The sequence below is a fragment of the Trichocoleus sp. FACHB-90 genome (assembly GCF_014695505.1).
Classification (GTDB): Bacteria; Cyanobacteriota; Cyanobacteriia; order Cyanobacteriales; family FACHB-T130; genus Funiculus; species Funiculus sociatus.
The window spans coordinates 38,317-52,950 of record NZ_JACJOK010000073.1 but is presented as its reverse complement, the minus strand read 5'-3'; the positions used below and the strand labels follow the sequence as shown (position 1 = coordinate 52,950).

Here is a 14,634-nt window from a genome sequence, read left to right as displayed (position 1 = left end):
AATCTACTTGATAGTCTCAGCAGGTGGGATAGGCTAGATCAGTAGACCCTGACGATCGCAGGAGATTATCTCTTTGTGGAAGGAGTATCTGTGGCACAAGACCGAGACTATACATTAATCATCGACAAAAGCGGCAGTATGTCTACCCCAGAACCACCGAGTGGGAGAAGTCGCTGGGAGACGGCGCAGGAATCTACCCTGGCGTTGGCGAGAAAATGCGAACAGTTTGATCCGGATGGAATTACCCTTTACCTGTTTTCAGGTAGGTTTAAGCGTTTCGATGATGTAACCGCTAGCAAGGTTGCACAGATATTCCAAGAAAACGATCCATCCGGCACCACCAATCTTGCTGATGTGTTAAAGCACGCTGTTGACAACTATTTTCAGCGGAAGGCTGCTGGTGCGACGAAGGCGAATGGCGAGACAATTTTGGTAATCACAGATGGGGAACCTGATGACCGGAAAGCGGTGATGCGGGTGATTATTGAAGCTACTCGCCACATGGAAAGAGATGAAGAATTAGCCATTTCTTTCATTCAGATTGGAGCCGATCAAACGGCTACTCGGTTTCTCAAGGCTTTGGATGATGAACTGCAAAGTGCGGGAGCAAAGTTTGATATTTGTGACACCGTAACTTTGGATGATATGGAGGGCATGACTTTAACTGAAGTGCTGCTTAATGCCATAAATGACTAACTCGATTTTGAATTGGTAATTTAGTTTGATGTAGTTAAGGTGGGCAATCCCCACCCTACTAATTTTTTGTGGGAAAGGAGGGTATGTATGAGTGCAGAAAATCGGGATTACACGTTAATTATTGACAAAAGCGGCAGTATGTCTACGCCAGATCAAGCGGGAGGCAGAAGCCGCTGGGAAATGGCGCAGGAGTCTACTTTGGCGTTGGCGAGAAAATGCGAACAGTTTGATCCAGATGGGATTACTGTTTACTTGTTTTCTAGCCGGTTTAAACGTTATGACAATGTGACTTCTAGTAAAGTCGCACAAATTTTTCAAGAAAATGACCCAGCTGGCACTACTGACTTGGCAAATGTGCTGAAGGATGCTACTAACCGCTATTTTGAGAGCAAGGCTGCTGGTGAGGCAAAGGCTGGTGGAGAAACGATTTTGGTAGTGACAGATGGGGAACCCGATGACCGGAAAGGGGTAATGCGGGCGATTATTGAGGCATCGCGCCAGATGGAGAGGGATGAAGAACTAGCAATTTCTATGATTCAAGTGGGTTCGGATGCAACGGCTACGCGGTTTCTCAAAGCGTTGGATGATGAATTGCAAGGTGCGGGGGCGAAGTTTGATATCTGCGATGCGATAACTATTGATGACATGGCGGACATGACTCTGGCGGAAGTGCTGCTAAACGCGATCGCTGACTAACTGAGTAGGAACTAATTTTATGACACTTGGTGTCTTGACTCACCGCGACTACACCTTAATGCTTGACAAAAGCGGCAGTATGTCTACGACAGATCAACCTGGAGGCAAAAGTCGCTGGGAGATGGCGCAGGAGTCTACTTTAGGGCTGGCAAGTAAATGCGAACAGTTTGACCCCGATGGCATCACAGTTTATCTATTTTCCGACCGATTTCAACGATACGACAACGTAACTTCAAGTAAAGTCGCCGAAATCTTCCGAGAAAATAGTCCTAGTGGTGGAACTAACTTGGTCGCTGCCTTGCAGACGCAATCAACAACTACTTTCAGCGTAAAGCTGCGGGTCAGGCAAAACCAGAAGGCGAAACCATTTTAGTGGTGTCCGACGGAGAACCGGATAATCGGATGGCGGTAGTGGAAGTGATAATTAACGCCACTCACAAAATACAGGGGGATGAGGAACTAGCGATTTCCTTCATTCAGGTAGGTTCAGACAGAGGCGCAACGCGATTTTACAAAGGTTTGGATGAACAATTACAAGGAATCGGGGCCAATGACATCTGCGATACCTTAACCCTGGATGAGATGGACAACATGACGCTAACTGAAGTGCTGTTAAAGGCAATTACCGACTAAAGGCAAGCGCCATTTTTTTATGTTTTACGTGACGGGGGGGGTAGTAAAACCGCCCCTATTTTTTACTATTTACACCTCCCCATTTATTCAGGAAGGCTTTAGCATATAAGGGTGACTGATTATTTCTATCCCTTACGCTCCCTAAGAGAGGGTCACTGGTTTAAGCTCATTTGCGGAGCTAGTTTCCAAGACCTCCCTGCCGTCCGGAATCTGACATTGGCTTATACTTTAGCTGGGGCTGATTGTATCGACGTTGCCGCTGACCCAGCGGTAATTGCTGCGGCACAAGAAGGTCTGAAGGCCGCTGCTGACCTAGCTAGTGCGGCGCGTGTGCGAGGCTACTGTGCAGAGAACTTACCGTGGCTGATGGTCAGTTTGAATGATGGGGAAGATCCTCACTTTCGGAAGGCGGAATTTAACTCAACCGAGTGTCCTACAGAATGCCCGCGACCTTGTGAAAGTATTTGTCCAGCAGATGCGATCGCTTTGTCTGGAGTTATAGACCAACGTTGCTATGGCTGCGGACGGTGTATTCCCGTATGCCCAAGTAAAATAATTTATACTCGTTCTTATGTAACAGCACCAGAAGCGATCGCTTCGTCAGTCTTGCCAAGCGGGGTTGATGCCTTAGAAATTCATACACAAATCGGTAGAATAGATGATTTTAAACGGTTATGGAGAGCGATCGCGCCTTGGTTGAATAAGCTCAAGCTCATAGCAATTAGTTGCCCAGATGGGGATGGTATAATTGATTACCTCTGGACTCTTTACAACCTGATAGCTCCCCTGCCAATTCCTCTCATCTGGCAAACCGATGGGCGACCGATGAGTGGCGATATCGGTGATGGCACAACTAGAGCTGCTGTGAAGTTAGGGCAAAAAGTTCTATCTGCGGGATTACCAGGATATGTGCAGTTAGCAGGAGGCACGAACAGCTACACTGTTGCCAAACTCAGGGCAATGGGACTGCTCAACAACCGTCAGGAGCCAAAAGAAATTGTGGATTTAGCTGAAAGCTTGGTAGAGGCAAGTTTATCAGACATAGCCGTGGAAAACCAAATATCACAGAAAAACCAGGCACCACAAACTCGAAAATCTCTCCATCATTCCTCAATCCTGAATGCTGAGTCCTCCTATATTGCAGGTATTGCATACGGTAGCTACGCCCGCGTTTTGTTGTCACCCGTTCTAGACGAATTGGAAAAAATGAATATGAAAGACGTATCGGGGAAGGCATCGGCATCAAGTCAGGCATTTATGCCGAGACGACTGGAAGAAAATCCAGATTTACTTTGGCACGCAGTTAGTCTCGCTGAATCACTGGTTTCTCAAGTTAAGAGTCATTAGTCATTAGTTTGTTGCTAAGGACTAAGGGCTAACAACTGTTATTTCTATCGCCAGTTGTAGATAAAAAAGTCACTTTAGGAAGAATGCAGATTACAGACGATCTCCAGAAATTATTGGACGTATTACCAAGTGAGATTCGGCAACCTTTAGAACTGCATCCTGACAAGGATAGGTTAGTTGAGGTTGTCATGGATTTGGGGCGATTACCGGAAGCTCGGTTTGCTACCCAAGCAGAGTACCTTTCCCAAACGCCAGTTTCCAGGGAACAGCTGAATTATTGTATAGAACGGGTGGGACATTTTGGCGGTGATAACCGGGCAGGACTAGAACGTACCCTGCATCGAATTAGCGCCATCCGCAACCGTACTGGCGAAATAATCGGTCTTACCTTGAGGGTGGGTCGAGCCGTCTTTGGCACCATTGGCATGATTCGCGACTTAGTAGAAACAGGTCAGTCAATTCTGATGCTCGGTCGTCCAGGTGTCGGCAAAACCACCGCACTGCGGGAAATTGCCAGAGTTTTAGCCGATGAGTTACAAAAACGAGTTGTAATCATCGACACTTCTAACGAAATTGCTGGGGATGGTGACGTTCCCCATCCAGCGATTGGTCGCGCCCGTCGGATGCAAGTCGCCCGTCCAGAACTCCAGCACCAAGTGATGATTGAGGCAGTGGAAAACCATATGCCAGAAGTGATCGTCATTGATGAAATTGGTACGGAACTCGAAGCAATGGCTGCTCGTACTATCGCTGAGCGGGGCGTTCAGTTGGTGGGTACGGCACACGGGAACCGGATTGAAAACCTGATCAAAAACCCTACCCTATCCGATTTAGTTGGGGGCATTCAGGCGGTAACGCTGGGAGATGAAGAAGCTAGGCGGCGGGGCAGCCAGAAGACTGTTTTGGAGCGCAAAGCGCCGCCGACCTTTGAAATTGCCGTGGAAATGCTCGAAAGGCAGCGTTGGGTAGTACACGACCAGGTAGCGGATATGGTTGATAACTTGTTGCGGGGGCGACAGCCAAATCCGCAAGTTAGGACAATCACTGACGCTGGGGAAGTGACAATTACCCGTGAGTTACCCCAAGCACCGACACCAATGCGATCGCCTAGTACCGGAGGCGAATATGCTGCTTCCTTCGATACTCCGGGACGACCTACTGGCTGGCGCACTTCTGGGCAGATGATGCCATTACCCAGTCAACCTAGATCGCTGCGGGGTCAGGATTTGCGGGTAACGAGTACGGCACTAAACTCGCCGCGGACTCTACCCTTCGGAAGCTCATCTGGGGTACGCGACGTTACCAACCCACCGGATCTTTCAGAACTAGGGCCAAGATCGCTGAGCAATGACTTTGACCAGATGCTGGATCAATCTTGGCATCAGTCAGAATTGCTCTCAGATGGTTCCTTTGCCGGGCCGAATGGGGAAGATTTGCCATTGCAGGTTTATCCTTATGGCATCAGCAGCCAACAACTAGACCAAGTGATTCGGGTGCTGAATTTGCCTGTGGTGTTGACGAAGGATATGGATAGTGCGGATGCCGTTTTGGCACTGCGATCGCACGTAAAAAACCATTCCAAATTACGGCATATCGCCAAAGCCCGTCATGTTCCCATCCACGCAATTAAGGCAAACACTGTATCTCAGATTACCCGCGCTTTGCGGCGTCTGCTAGATATGGATGACCCCAGCAATCCCGACGTTGCCGAACTCAGTTTATTTACCACCACGGGTAACGAGGACGAGATTGAGGCTCTGGAAGAAGCCAGACTTGCAGTTGAGCAAATTGTCATCCCAAAGGGACAGCCAGTGGAACTTTTACCGCGTTCTGCCAAAGTGCGGAAAATGCAACACGAACTGGTGGAACACTACCGCCTCAAATCTGACAGTTTTGGGGAAGAACCTAACCGGAGGCTGCGAATTTACCCAGCATAGGGAAGGCTTTCATGCGATTCTCTAAGAAAAAGGCAAAAGAGAAATACTTTTGCCTTTTTCTTTTGTTGGCTAGTTCTGGGCGACTCAGTGAAATTCCACAAATGCCTGGAGAGCGTTGGTTAACGTTTCCTTCAAGCGCAACGCCCTAATAACGCTCAAAACAAGCACATAACCGTTGCTGGCCAACCTATTCAGCTTTCACGAGGGACATTTTTAGAAAAATTTTGAAAAAGTTGTTGACAATTCCCTGGTAGGAACTGCTAATATATATGAGGTGAAATCAATGGGGTGTCGCCAAGTGGTAAGGCATCTGGTTTTGGTCCAGACATTCCGAGGTTCGAATCCTTGCACCCCAGTTAAAGCTAAAAAATAAGATAGAGACGCGACTAATCGCGTCTCTATCTGTTTTCCGGGGGCAATGTGTGCCAAAATCTTACGGTTGATTTTGGCTAGGCGAACAATGTCTGCGATCGCTCCAACTATTCTGGCTTTAGACTTTGACGGTGTGCTTTGCGACGGGTTGCTTGAGTATTTTCAGACAGCTTGGCGCACCTACTGTCAAATTTGGACACCTGAGAATGCAACGCCTCCAGAGAATTTGGCGGAAAATTTTTACCTGCGGCGACCCGTGATAGAGGTCGGCTGGGAAATGCCAGTGGCGATCCGGGCGCTAATATTGGGCATACCAGACGAGAAGATGTTGCAGGACTGGTCAACTGTTGCCAAAACAATCTTGGCAGAAGATAATTTAGATGCCGCTGACATCGCCATGAAGCTTGATAATATCCGCGATGAGTGGATTGCTTCGGATTTAGAATCTTGGCTGGCTTTGCATCGCTTCTATCCTGGTGTGGTGGAGAAATTAAATTCGCTTCAAGGCACTTCCGTCCAAATTTACATTGTTACCACCAAAGAAGGGCGCTTTGTTCGCCAACTGTTGCAACAACAAGGCATCGATCTACCAGAGCAGTTTATTCTTGGTAAAGAAAATCGCCGTCCCAAGTACGAAATTCTACGGGAACTAATTAGCGATCGCAGGATTAGCCTTTGGTTTGTGGAAGACCGCTTAAAAACTTTGCAAGTCGTACAACAGCAACCAGACCTTAATGATATCGGGCTGTATTTAGCAGACTGGGGTTATAATACGCCGCAACAGCGAGAAGCTGTGCGCCACAACGAACGAATAAAACTATTATCCCTTTCACAATTTGCACAAGATTTCTCTGCTTGGTCTTGACAGAGAACCGAGAGACGCGATATGTCGCGTCTCTACATCGTATTGGGGACATAAAGAAAAGTATTTTTAATATTTCGGAAAAAACACTGTAGCGGTAGATGTATGTATCTAATATCACCCGAATGGGTGAGCTAAGTGGGCGAAGCGCGATCGCTCCTGGAAATACTTAAATATGGATACATTCGATACAATCTCACACAGTATGGCTACCATCAACGGAACTAACGGTAATGACCCCGCCTTAAACGGAACTAATGGCGATGACATCATAAACGGACTAGCAGGTGATGACTTTCTCTTTGGCGGGTTGGGTAATGACATCCTCAATGGCGGAACAGGTAGCGATCGCATGGAGGGTGGCAATGGTGGCGATACCTACATTGTTGATAACGTAGGCGACGTGATTGATGAAAAAGCCCCTAATGATAGTAATAGCTTCGACACCATAGAATCGAGCATTACTTGGGTACTAGGTAACAACCTAGAGAAGCTGGTTCTTACTGGTAATAGTGCAATTAATGGTACAGGTAACGATCTAAGCAACCTAATATACGGAAATTCTGCCAGCAACTCTCTATTTGGTGGCTTTGGCGATGACCTTCTCGATGGGGGTGCGGGTGCTGATCGAATGGAAGGTGGCGCGGGTAACGATACTTATATTGTTGACAATATAGGCGACCAAATTATTGAGGAGTTTAGGAATCATTCTAATCAATATGATACAGACACGGTTGAATCGAGCATTACTTGGACACTGGGTGGGGGCCTGGAAAGGCTAGTTCTTACAGGGAATGCGGCGATAAATGGCACAGGTAATGGTTTTGGCAACGGACTTACCGGCAACAATGCCAACAACACGCTAATTGGTGGCGCTGGGGATGACAGACTTGTGGGAGGCGGCGGCAGCGATATCCTTGATGGTGGCGCTGACAACGATATATATTTCATCAGCGATACCAACGACACAATTATCGAAGCTGCCGACGGTGGCAGAGACACGGTTGAAAGTTCCGTCAGTTATACGCTGGCTGCCAATATAGAAACATTTTATCTGACAGGTGATGCGGCAATAAATGGCACGGGTAACGCTCTTGGCAATGGGATGTACGGCAATGAAGCCAGCAACACTTTGAATGGTGGTGATGGGGATGACTGGTTTGAGGGACAAGGCGGTAACGATATCCTCATCGGTGGAAATGGTAATGATACTTATGTCATCTATAGCGATACCGATGCCAACGATACCGTGATAGAAGCCGTAAATGGTGGTACGGACTTGGTTTTTTCTAGTGCCTCTTGGACGCTAGGTGCCAACGTGGAAAACCTTCGTCTCTATGCCTTGAGTAGTGCCGATTTCATGTATGGCATAGGTAACGAACTAGACAACAGAATAGAGGGAGATTACAGCCATGACACTCTCAAAGGAAAAGCGGGTAATGACATCCTGACAAGTGGGAGTGGAAACGACACCTTGGTGGGTGGTAGTGGCAGTGACGTACTTACAGGTAGTATTGGTGCTGACAAATTTTACTTCTATGGCAAGTCAAGCGCTGTAGATCGGATTACGGATTTTTCAGTAGCAGACGACACGATTGGCATTGCTAGTCGTTCTGGCTCAATGTTTGCCAACGCAGGGCTAACAGTTGGCGCGGCAATTACCGCTTCGCAGTTCCGCATCGGTGCTAGTGCAGGGGACGCAGGCGATCGCTTCATCTATAACAGCACAACTGGCGGTTTGTTCTTTGACAAAGACGGTATTGGTGGAACTGCACAAGTGCAATTTGCCACCCTTTCTACTGGACTGGCTATGACCAACGCGGATATCGTCGTTTTCGCCTAAGCAACATCACTCAACCTAAGCAACTAGAGGATACAAGAATATGGCTTTAATCAACGGTACGAATGGTAATGACTCCCTCAATGGCACTATTGGCCATGACACTATAAACGGACTAGCTGGCAATGACAGTTTATTCGGTTTAGCTGGCGACGACATTTTAGATGGCGGTACGGGTGCCGATCGCATGGAGGGTGGAGATGGCAGTGATACCTACATTGTTGACAACATAGGCGACCAAATTATTGAAGATAGCAATTCTTCTAATCCTTCTGCTCCATATTTCACAGACACGGTTAAATCGAGCATTACTTGGACACTGGGTGATGGTCTGGAAAATTTAACTCTCACAGGTAATGCCAACATCAATGGCACAGGTAATGCTAGTAGCAACACCCTGATCGGAAATGATGCTAACAACACGCTAATTGGAGGCGCTGGCAATGATTTCCTTGCGGGAGGAGGCGGAAGCGATATCCTAAATGGTGGCGCTGACAACGATACTTATGTCATCAACGATACCACCGACACCATTATCGAAGCTGCCAACGGTGGCAGAGACATAGTTCAAACTTTCGTCAGCTATACGCTGGGTGCCAACCTAGAAGATTTGACTCTTCTAGGTACGGCGGCGATAAATGGTACAGGTAATGCTTTTAACAACCTCCTTCAAGGAAATAGCGCCGATAACAGTCTAAATGGTGGTGATGGCGATGACACCCTCGTTGGTGGAGGCGGCAAAGATATCCTCATCGGTGGAAATGGTAACGATACTTATACCCTCCACTGGGATATGTATAACGTTACTAAAGGCACCGAAACCATCGTTGAAGGCGTAAATGGTGGTACGGACTTGGTTTTTTCTAGGGACTCTTGGACGCTAGGTGCCAACGTGGAAAACCTGTATTTATATGGCATCAGTAGTGGCGTTTCTATGTATGGCACAGGTAACGAACTGGGCAACGAAATAAGGGGAGATTACAGCAATGACACTCTTAAAGGAAAAGCAGGTAATGACACCCTAATTGGTAACCCGGGAAACGACACCTTGGTGGGTGGAGGTGGCAGCGACGTACTTACAGGCGGCATTGGTGCCGATAAGTTTTACTTTCATGGCAAGTCAAGCGCTGTAGATCGGATTACGGATTTTTCAGTTGCTGACGACACAATTGGCATTGCTACTCGTTCTGGCTCAATGTTTGCCAACGCGGGGCTAACAGTTGGGGCGGCAATTACAGCCGATCAGTTCCGCATCGGTGCTAGTGCAGGGGACGCAGGCGATCGCTTTATCTATAACAGCACAACTGGCGGTTTGTTCTTTGACAAAGATGGTATCGGTGGAACTGCACAAGTGCAATTCGCCACCCTCTCTACTGGACTGGCGATGACCAATGCTGATATCGTCGTCGCATAAACACTATAAATTTCCCTAAGAAGGTACAAGAATATGGCACTAATTAACGGAACTAATGGCAACGACCCCAACTTACTCGGCACTAATGGCAATGACGAGATTAATGGATTAGGGGGCAATGACAGCTTATTCGGTTTAGCTGGCAACGACATTCTCGATGGGGGTACGGGTAGCGATCGCATGGAGGGTGGCGCGGGTGACGATCTGTATATCGTCGATAACGTCAATGATGTCATTGTCGAAGCAGTAAATGCTGGCTCTGATGGTGTTCAATCAAGCGTTACTTGGACGCTGAGTACCACCTTGGAAAAGTTAAATCTCACAGGTAATGCCAACATTAATGGCACGGGTAATGCTGGCGACAACATTCTCATCGGGAATGGTGGCAACAACATTCTCAATGGTGGCGATGGCGATGATACCCTCGATGGTGGAGGCGGCAACGATATCCTCAACGGTGGCGCAGGTAACGATACTTATCGAATCGATCCTGCTTCCAGCGACATCATCAACGAAGGCTTGAATGCTGGCATCGATACAGTTTTAGTTAGTCCACCTTCGCCGGGAAGTTATACGTTGGGTACCAATTTGGAAAAACTAATCCTCCTAACTGGCACCACTGGGGCGGGTAACAACCTCAACAACACTATCACTGGGAATGCTGGCAACAATTACCTGTATGGCAGGGGTGGGAACGACATTCTGAATGGCATGATAGGTAACGACATTTTAGTCGGTGGTGGTGGTAACGATATCCTGATGGGTCGTACTGGGAATGATACGCTCAAAGGCGGTCGCGGTGCAGATCGCTTTGACTTCTTCGAGCCATCGGCGGAAGGTGTGGATAGAATTGTTGATTTCTCGGTAGCACAGGACACGATTGGCATTTATGCTGCTAGTGTTCAAAGTGCAGGACTAACAGCTAATGCGGCAATTACCGCCGATCAGTTCCGGATCGGTGCTAGTGCTGGGGATGCAGGCGATCGCTTCATTTACAACAGCACAACTGGCGGTTTGTTCTTTGATAGAGATGGTATCGGTGGAACCGCACAAGTGCAATTCGCAACTGTGTCTACTGGACTGGGGATGACCAACGCTGATGTTTTCGTCTTTGCATAACAATAAATTCAATCTGAGCATCTTGATGCTTCATCAATTAAGCTAATAGCTGATAGGCAAAAAGCTGGTAGCTTAACTATGCTGGACTTAACGAAACTCGCGCGGCAAATGCAGGGCATTAGTCAACACTTAACTTTAGAGGCGGCGGCTAGTCGCCAACGCTTGGAACGCGCCCAGCAATTTTTTATCGTAGCTAAAACGCAACAGGCAGAACTGGTGCAGCGGCAAGAAAAGTGGCGCGATCGCATAACTTTTAATGCCGCTACACCAGTCGAACCCCTTTCTACCTGCATCGATTTACCAATTCCCCCAGCGTGTCACACCGTCATCGCTACAGACGGTTCCCAAATTGCCCCCAACCACCACGAAATTGCCTACTGTTATTTGATTAACGTCGGTCGGGTGATGCTACATTATGGGCAAAGTTTACACCCACTTTTGGATAGTCTGCCAGAAGTTTTTTACCAACCTGAAGATTTGTACGTTTCTCGTCAGTGGGGAATTCGCACCGAGGAATGGATGGGTTATCGACGCACCGCTTCCGAAGCGTCGGTCTTGGCAGAACTAGCTTGCAATTGGGTGAATCAGAGAGAGGTAGACAAGGGAAAAAAAATGTTGTCCGCCTTGTCCCCAGTCCCCAATCCCCAATCCCCAGTCCCTACTTTAGCGATGGTGGATGGTTCGCTGATTTACTGGTTTCTGGAACAATTACCGGGGGAAGCACGCGATCGCATTCTGCCTCCAATTTTAGAAGCTTGGGACGCTCTGCGCGAGGCTGGAATTCCCATAATGGGCTACTTGAGTGCTTCTCGCAGCAGTGACTCGCTTAACTTCCTGCGTTTACCAGCTTGTCCTCACCCAGTCCCCGACTGCATGACTCATTGTCCCGGTCAAAGCGATCGCGCACCTTGCCAAGTTTTCGACCCTTTGCGCGATACTTTCCTTTGGGCTTCCCAACTTCAGCCAGGACAACGCAGTACCTTGTGGCGTAGTTCTGCGCGAATTCTCGACTTATATGGGGAACACCAAATTTACTTCTGCTATGTCCACGTGGGAACAGAAATCGCCCGCGTAGAGGTTCCCGCTTGGGTAGCCGAAAATCCAGAGAAGCTTGACTCTGCTTTAAGTTTAATGCTAGCTCAGGTACAAAAAGGTTATGGCTATCCAGTGGCGCTAGCAGAGGCGCACAATCAGGCTGTTGTCCGAGGAGGCGATCGCGCTCGTTTTTTTGCCCTTCTCGAACAACAAATGATTAAAGCTGGTTTGAGAAATGTCGGAACTTCCTACAAGGAAGCTAGAAAGCGCGGTAGCATCGCCTAAGCCTGGTTAAGCTAAAAAATGTAAGATATCAAATCGTAGGGGCAAAGCGTTCGTGTTAAAAAATATCGAAGCTAAGCGAAAAATTATTGCCGCGAATCCTTCGCCCTAAGTAGCTTAGCTACTACGAAAAATTAAATTGTTCTAGTCTTTAGAATCATCCTCTAATGTTTCAATTAATAAATTCATTTGCTGCTGTCGCTCTTGTAAAAAAGTTTCGCATTGCCGCAAATATTCAATAGCGCTATTAAATTCATCAAAAACCTGGGCTAGATCGAGTTTACCAGCTTCAATTTGCCTAATTAAAGCTTCAACTTTGGCAACAGTAGCTTCGTAGTTCCAGTCTGGCGGTAGTTGGGCATTGGATCGCTTCTTTTTTGAGGCGTCGCTGGTGCTGGTGGATTTACTCATAAGAAATACAAGTATAAATTTACAAACTACTCTTTTGTATCTATAATTTCACTAATTTTGACTTTAATTTGTCCTTTATTCAACTGAATTTGTAGTTCCTGTCCCAGTTCTAACCCATCAGTAGAACGAGCGATCGCGCCATCTTGTTGCCTTACGACAGCGTACCCTCTGGCAAGGACACTTTGCGGATCGAGAGTGGTTAGTTTTTGCCGCAACATCTGGGTGTGCTGACTTGCGTGTTGGAGATGCTGTGCTGTCACCTGCACCAGTTGTTGACGCTTCCAGGCGATTCCTTGCTTTTCTTGGCGAATTTGCCGATCTATTGGCAAACGCCGCAACGAGTTTTTCAGTCGTTGCAGTTGGGAAAGGCTGGTCTGCAACTGTTCATTCACAGCTTCATTCAAAGCTTCAATGCGTTCTCGGTGTTCGGCGTAAAGAGTCGCGAGTTCTGGAACCGCTTGTTCAGCGGCGGCTGTGGGAGTATGAGCATAGGCATCAGCAACCAAGTCAGCCAAAGATTCATCTCTCTGATGACCAATTCCAGTGAGTACAGGGATAGAACAATTAGCGATCGCTTTTACTACTCGTTCATCATTAAAGCAAGTCAACTCTTCTACCGCACCACCACCACGGGACAAAATTAGCACCTCGGCGCGACCATCTCGTTCCACCCGCTCAATCGCTGCCAAAATAGATAGTGGTGCTTGTTCGCCCTGTACTAATGCTGGTGAAAATAAGACGTGTAAACCTGGATAACGTTGCTTGAGTGTGCGTTGAATATCACCCCAGGCAGCCGCTTGCGGCGACGTGACAACAGCGATAGTTTGAGGATGGGTAGGAAGCGATCGCTTGCGTTCTGGATCAAACAACCCTTCTGCCTCCAGCCGATTTCGCAGCTGCCGATAACGCAACGCCTGCAACCCTTCTCCCCCAGGTAATGCTTGCCAAACAATTAGTTGATACTGTCCTCGCTGCGGATAAACTCGAATACTACCTAAAATAATTAACTGCTCCCCCTGGACTGGCAGTTGCATCAATTTGTTTAGCTGGCTTTTCCATACCACACAACTAATTGTCGCCTTAGCGTCGGGGTCTTGGAGCGTGAAGAATAGCCCGCTGGGATACTTAGATGCGCTGGAGACTTCCCCAGTCACCCAGACTTGCCGCAGCTGCTCATCTGGCTCTAAGAGCTGCTGTATGTAGGATGTTAACCCAGCCACCGACACAGCTGTCTCTGGAACCAGCTGGTTAGGAATATAGTGGTTCATCGCTTAAAGAAAGAAAAATATAGAAATTGTAGCCCTCGTGGATGCAGAAGATGCCTTAAATCACTTGCTGTCATGCTAATTATGTCTCTAGGGTAGCGAGATTGAGATGAATCAGGGACTTTTGGCTAAATTTGTTAGAACTTCAGCATTTGCACCCAAACTTGCTGAGTTGAGATGTACTACCCGATGCCTGAGTTCTATTCTCTCCAAGCATCAGGCGTTTTTTGTTCAATTTATCCCTCACCTTTCGGTTGACAGTAGAACATTTGAACTACAATATAGGTTCATATCTCTAGCTTGGTCAGGATACACCAGTATCCAGGGTATAGCAGGAGGAAAGGGCGATCGCGCTCTAATTTGCCACCAAAAGTGGTAGAATAAAAATAGCTGGAAGTTAAATTTTGTAGCTGTTTTGGGCATTTTTCAGCTTTGGTGATGAACCTAAATGGGGCAATGCCATCGGTGAAAAAACCTACTCACTCAAGAACCCAAAAAAAGGGTAAAACCTGAGTGAAAAGCTCAAACAAGCATTCATTATGTATCTTAAAAAGGCGGTGGATATCATCGTTTCTGCCTGTGGAGGCTGTAGAGGCGCAAAAGCTTGTTTGCTTTGAAGTCAACAGCCATTGAAACAGGAAGCTCCAGTCCGTGAGGCGGAGCAGCCTGCACAAAAGCTAATATTGCTAAGTGCGGAAGTAAAATCACCACTCCTGATTCTGTTC

The 14,634-nt window shown here is 47.5% G+C and carries 11 protein-coding genes, 1 tRNA gene and 1 pseudogene; 11 read left to right on the top strand and 2 right to left on the bottom strand.

Features of this window, described 5'->3' with window-relative positions:
• The first annotated feature begins 90 nt into the window (after nucleotides 1–90).
• From H6F74_RS21480 to H6F74_RS21430, 11 genes and pseudogenes are all read left to right on the top strand, one after another.
• Nucleotides 91–696 carry a VWA domain-containing protein gene (locus H6F74_RS21480; RefSeq protein WP_190424508.1) on the top strand — a complete coding sequence of 202 codons (606 nt, stop codon included), beginning with the start codon at nucleotides 91–93 and terminating at the stop codon, nucleotides 694–696.
• A gap of 87 nt (nucleotides 697–783) precedes the next feature.
• Nucleotides 784–1,392, top strand: coding sequence for a VWA domain-containing protein (locus H6F74_RS21475; RefSeq protein WP_190444210.1), 609 nt, complete (start codon nucleotides 784–786; stop codon nucleotides 1,390–1,392).
• Between the two features lie 19 nt (nucleotides 1,393–1,411).
• Nucleotides 1,412–2,025, top strand: a pseudogene (locus tag H6F74_RS21470) (VWA domain-containing protein).
• Between the two features lie 111 nt (nucleotides 2,026–2,136).
• Nucleotides 2,137–3,372 (top strand): LdpA C-terminal domain-containing domain, encoded by a 1,236-nt coding sequence (locus tag H6F74_RS21465; protein WP_190444209.1) that lies wholly within the window; start codon nucleotides 2,137–2,139, stop codon nucleotides 3,370–3,372.
• 83 nt (nucleotides 3,373–3,455) lie between these two features.
• Entirely contained in the window at nucleotides 3,456–5,309 is a 1,854-nt protein-coding gene (locus tag H6F74_RS21460; protein WP_190444208.1) for a R3H domain-containing nucleic acid-binding protein, read from the top strand.
• Nucleotides 5,310–5,593: 284 nt separating this feature from the next.
• A tRNA-Gln gene (locus H6F74_RS21455) sits at nucleotides 5,594–5,665 on the top strand.
• Between the two features lie 104 nt (nucleotides 5,666–5,769).
• On the top strand, nucleotides 5,770–6,546 hold the full coding sequence (locus H6F74_RS21450; RefSeq protein ID WP_190444344.1) for an HAD family hydrolase: 777 nt from the start codon (nucleotides 5,770–5,772) through the stop codon (nucleotides 6,544–6,546).
• Between the two features lie 172 nt (nucleotides 6,547–6,718).
• Nucleotides 6,719–8,386, top strand: coding sequence for a calcium-binding protein (locus H6F74_RS30650; protein WP_190444207.1), 1,668 nt, complete (start codon nucleotides 6,719–6,721; stop codon nucleotides 8,384–8,386).
• Between the two features lie 40 nt (nucleotides 8,387–8,426).
• Nucleotides 8,427–9,797: a calcium-binding protein gene (locus H6F74_RS30645; RefSeq protein ID WP_190444206.1), complete on the top strand. Its 1,371-nt coding sequence runs from the start codon at nucleotides 8,427–8,429 to the stop codon at nucleotides 9,795–9,797.
• 33 nt (nucleotides 9,798–9,830) lie between these two features.
• Nucleotides 9,831–10,916 (top strand): calcium-binding protein, encoded by a 1,086-nt coding sequence (locus tag H6F74_RS21435; protein WP_190444205.1) that lies wholly within the window; start codon nucleotides 9,831–9,833, stop codon nucleotides 10,914–10,916.
• A gap of 78 nt (nucleotides 10,917–10,994) precedes the next feature.
• On the top strand, nucleotides 10,995–12,236 hold the full coding sequence (locus H6F74_RS21430) for a DNA double-strand break repair nuclease NurA (protein ID WP_190444204.1): 1,242 nt from the start codon (nucleotides 10,995–10,997) through the stop codon (nucleotides 12,234–12,236).
• Nucleotides 12,237–12,377: 141 nt separating this feature from the next.
• Here H6F74_RS21430 and xseB read toward each other — a convergent pair whose 3' ends face one another.
• Nucleotides 12,378–12,644, bottom strand: a complete 267-nt coding sequence (gene xseB, locus H6F74_RS21425) for an exodeoxyribonuclease VII small subunit (RefSeq protein ID WP_190444203.1) — start codon at nucleotides 12,642–12,644, stop codon at nucleotides 12,378–12,380.
• Nucleotides 12,645–12,670: 26 nt separating this feature from the next.
• Complete coding sequence (gene xseA / locus H6F74_RS21420) at nucleotides 12,671–13,912, bottom strand: exodeoxyribonuclease VII large subunit (RefSeq protein WP_190444202.1); 1,242 nt, start codon at nucleotides 13,910–13,912, stop codon at nucleotides 12,671–12,673.
• Nucleotides 13,913–14,634: the final 722 nt, after the last annotated feature.